Origin of the sequence: Escherichia sp. KCJ4928 (genome assembly GCF_004352695.1) — a bacterium.
Lineage (GTDB): Bacteria > Pseudomonadota > Gammaproteobacteria > Enterobacterales > Enterobacteriaceae > ECMA0423.
Genome location: NZ_SJWV01000289.1, coordinates 1 through 3,314 on the forward strand (window position 1 = coordinate 1; position 3,314 = coordinate 3,314).

Genomic DNA, 3,314 nt, shown 5'->3' on the forward strand with positions numbered 1-3,314 from the left:
GCTGAACAAAAACATCCATATTGCTGGTATCCATGCCCTGCGGATTCAGCTGATATTTACCGTTAACAAACATCGCCGGAACACCACGCAATTGCACGTCAGCTGCAGCTTTTTCCTGCTGAGCGACCAGAGATTTCACCACGAAGCTGTTCCACGCCGCGTCGTACTCTTCACCTTTAATACCTGCGTTGATAAATACATCGCGGATATCAGATGCTGAACGAATGGTCTGGGTTTTCTGTACGCCTTCAAACAGCGGAACAGTCACTTTGTCTTCCACGCCCAGCGCCATCGCCACAGCCCATGCCTGAGTCAGATCTTTGCCCAGGTCACCACCCATGAAGTTGACGTGGTATTTAGTCATCTTCACGCCTTCCGGCAGTTTTTTCTTCACATTATCAGAAATATGCAGAACTTCTTCAAACTGATAGCAGTGCGGACAGAAGAAAGAGAAAAACTCCAGCACTTGCGGCGCGCCAGCTACCGGTTTTTCCAGGGTAGTGTACTGTTTACCATCTTCATACTGCGCCGCCGATGCGCTAAACGCTAAAACTAAACCAGCCAGCGCCAGCCAAATCTTTTTCATGATCTACTCTCTCCGATTAATACATAGGTGTTAATTGTAAAGGGGGTTCTTGTAGAACTTTTGCCTGTTCTATAAAAGTCGCCGTTTGTCGCAGCCAGTAATCTTCCCCGGTTAACCACGGGAAATTTTTCGGGAACGCGGGATCAGCCCAACGCCGCATTAGCCAGGCAAGATAATAAACCAAACGCATGGCGCGTAAAGGTTCAATCAGTCCGATTTCAGCGGTGTCGAACTCGCTAAATTCTTCATAAGCTTCAATAATAGTTTCCAGTTGCATCCGCTGCTCGGCTTTATCGCCATTGAGCAACATCCACAAATCCTGAATAGCTGGACCATTACGTGCATCATCCAGATCAACAAACATTGGACCATCGCGCCAGAGAATATTCCCGGCGTGGCAGTCTCCATGTAGCCGCAGAACGGTGAAATCTTCCCGCCAGTGCGCTGTAACGGCGGCGATCAGCTCATCTGTCGCTTTCAGGAATGCCGCTTTCAACCCGGAAGGTATCAGTGTAGCGTCCTCAAACAGCTTGCGTGGCTCAATGAGATATTCATTCAGACCGATGGTCGGGCGATGGATAAAAAGCTGTTTGCGCCCCGTCTGGTGCATACGCCCTAAATAACGCCCAACCGCTTCCATCTGATCGATATTATCAGCTTCGAACTGGCGACCACCGACGCTTGGAAAAACAGCGAAATAAAATCCCTGATGATTCAATAAAGTCTGACCGTTAAAGGCCACAGGTGCTGCGACCGGAACTTCATCATTTACCAACTGCAACGCAAATTGATGTTCTTCGAGGATTTGATCGGCTGTCCAACGTTCAGGGCGATAAAATTTGACGACAAAACGTCGACGATCTTCGTCCTGAAATTGATAGACACGGTTTTCATAGCTGTTAAGCGGGGTAAGACCGGAATCCACCCGGATCCCTTGCTCAAATAGAGCATCCATGATGGTATCCGGGTGTAGTGTCTGGAAAGTAAAAGCGCTGTTGTTCATCCCATCATCCGGAAAACATTACGAATGATGAAGGATATCATTTCACGATGATTTTGGTGGCACCGCTTACAAGCTTTTACTCTTTAATTACGCCACGAGCGCGTAACAGCGCCGTTTTGAAGTCTTCTTCATAATCTTTCTGCAAACCCGGGATCACCGCATCTTTCGCGGAATCACGCATTTTCAGGTGATAGATCAGAATGTCATCCGTCAAATCCGCCAGTTCGCCGTCAAAACCTGACTCTTTCGCCAGTTTCTGCAAAAATTGCAACAGGTTAAGGTCTGGCTCTTTTTGCCAGGCTGGCTGGAGGAGTTCAATAACTTCATTCAGACGTTTACATTTCATAGTAATGCTCCTTACTCTTGAGACAGACACGTTAGCAGGGTCAATCCCACAATAAAAGAGGCGATATCGGTGAATCTGATGACGACGATAACAGGCGTTGTGCTGGCAGGCGGTAAAGCCAGACGAATGGGCGGCGTAGATAAAGGATTGCTTGAATTAAACGGCAAACCATTATGGCAACATGTCGCTGACGCGCTTATGACGCAGCTCTCTCACGTCGTGGTTAATGCCAATCGCCATCAGGAAATCTATCAGGCAAGCGCTCTGAAAGTGATTGAAGATTCACTGGCGGATTACCCAGGCCCTCTGGCAGGAATGCTTTCAGTAATGCAGCAGGAAGCAGGCGAGTGGTTTTTGTTTTGTCCGTGCGATACTCCTTATATTCCCGAGGATTTAGCAGCCCGGCTTAATCATCAGCGCAAAGATGCGCCTGTCGTGTGGGTCCACGACGGTGAACGCGATCACCCGACTATTGCTCTGGTAAACCGCGCAATTGAGCCTTTATTACTGGAATATCTGCAAGCAGGAGAACGCCGGGTAATGGCATTTATGCGTCTGGCTGGCGGTCATGCGGTTGATTTCAGCGATAATAAAGATGCATTTATTAACGTGAATACGCCAGAGGAGCTTGCCCGATGGCAGGAAAAACGATGATACCGTTACTCGCCTTTGCCGCGTGGAGTGGTACCGGAAAAACTACGCTTTTGAAACAACTGATCCCGGCATTATGCGCCAGAGGGATCCGTCCAGGGCTGATTAAGCATACGCACCATGATATGGATGTTGATAAGCCAGGCAAAGATAGCTATGAGCTGCGCAAGGCTGGCGCGGCACAAACCATCGTTGCCAGCCAGCAACGATGGGCCTTGATGACGGAAACACCAGACGAAGAAGAGCTGGATCTACAGTTTCTCGCAAGTCGAATGGATACCTCAAAGCTGGATTTGATTCTGGTCGAAGGGTTTAAGCATGAAGAGATCGCAAAGATTGTGCTGTTTCGCGATGGAGCCGGACATCGACCTGAAGAATTAGTGATAGACAGGCATGTTATTGCTGTAGCCAGTGATGTGCCGCTTAATCTTGATGTCGCATTACTGGATATTAATGATGTTGAGGGGCTGGCTGATTTTGTGGTGGAGTGGATGCAAAAGCAGAACGGATAAGCAAGAGTAGGCTGGATAAGACGCGCCAGCGTCGCATCCGGCATTTTTTTCTGCGCCAATGCAAAAAGGCCATCCTGACGGATGGCCTTCTGCTTAATTTGATGCCTGGCAGTTCCCTACTCTCGCATGGGGAGACCCCACACTACCATCGGCGCTACGGCGTTTCACTTCTGAGTTCGGCATGGGGTCAGGTGGGACCACCGCGCTAAGGCCGCC

General features: G+C 49.1%; 5 protein-coding genes and 1 rRNA gene. 2 read left to right on the top strand and 4 right to left on the bottom strand.

Annotation, left to right across the window (positions count from 1 at the left end; all coding sequences use genetic code 11):
* The 3 genes from dsbA to E0D98_RS22590 all read right to left on the bottom strand — a co-directional run.
* Positions 1-586 (bottom strand): thiol:disulfide interchange protein DsbA (dsbA, locus tag E0D98_RS22580; RefSeq protein ID WP_131891063.1); only part of this gene is annotated, 586 nt, incomplete at its 3' end.
* 16 nt (positions 587-602) lie between these two features.
* The gene (gene srkA, locus E0D98_RS22585) at positions 603-1,589 is read right to left on the bottom strand and encodes a stress response kinase SrkA (protein ID WP_001065516.1); all 987 of its coding nucleotides are present in this window, start codon (positions 1,587-1,589) and stop codon (positions 603-605) included.
* Positions 1,590-1,665: 76 nt separating this feature from the next.
* Entirely contained in the window at positions 1,666-1,935 is a 270-nt protein-coding gene (locus E0D98_RS22590) for a YihD family protein (RefSeq protein ID WP_001295263.1), read from the bottom strand.
* Between the two features lie 69 nt (positions 1,936-2,004).
* On the opposite strand from E0D98_RS22590, the gene mobA reads away from it, so the two are divergent.
* Both mobA and mobB read left to right on the top strand, forming a co-directional pair.
* Positions 2,005-2,589 carry a molybdenum cofactor guanylyltransferase MobA gene (mobA, locus tag E0D98_RS22595; RefSeq protein WP_131891066.1) on the top strand — a complete coding sequence of 195 codons (585 nt, stop codon included), beginning with the start codon at positions 2,005-2,007 and terminating at the stop codon, positions 2,587-2,589.
* Positions 2,571-3,098 carry a molybdopterin-guanine dinucleotide biosynthesis protein MobB gene (gene mobB, locus E0D98_RS22600; RefSeq protein WP_000907641.1) on the top strand — a complete coding sequence of 176 codons (528 nt, stop codon included), beginning with the start codon at positions 2,571-2,573 and terminating at the stop codon, positions 3,096-3,098. Before mobA ends, mobB begins: the two co-directional genes overlap by 19 nt.
* A gap of 103 nt (positions 3,099-3,201) precedes the next feature.
* Here the strand turns inward: mobB and rrf are convergent.
* A 5S ribosomal RNA gene (gene rrf, locus E0D98_RS22605) occupies positions 3,202-3,314 on the bottom strand; the annotation flags it as partial.

Bases quoted from the DNA above. Each gene is read 5' to 3' on its own strand.
- srkA (WP_001065516.1), bottom strand. From the start codon at position 1,589: ATGAACAACAGCGCTTTTACTTTCCAGACACTACACCCGGATACCATC.
- E0D98_RS22590 (WP_001295263.1), bottom strand. From the start codon at position 1,935: ATGAAATGTAAACGTCTGAATGAAGTTATTGAACTCCTCCAGCCAGCC.
- mobB (WP_000907641.1), top strand. From the start codon at position 2,571: ATGGCAGGAAAAACGATGATACCGTTACTCGCCTTTGCCGCGTGGAGT.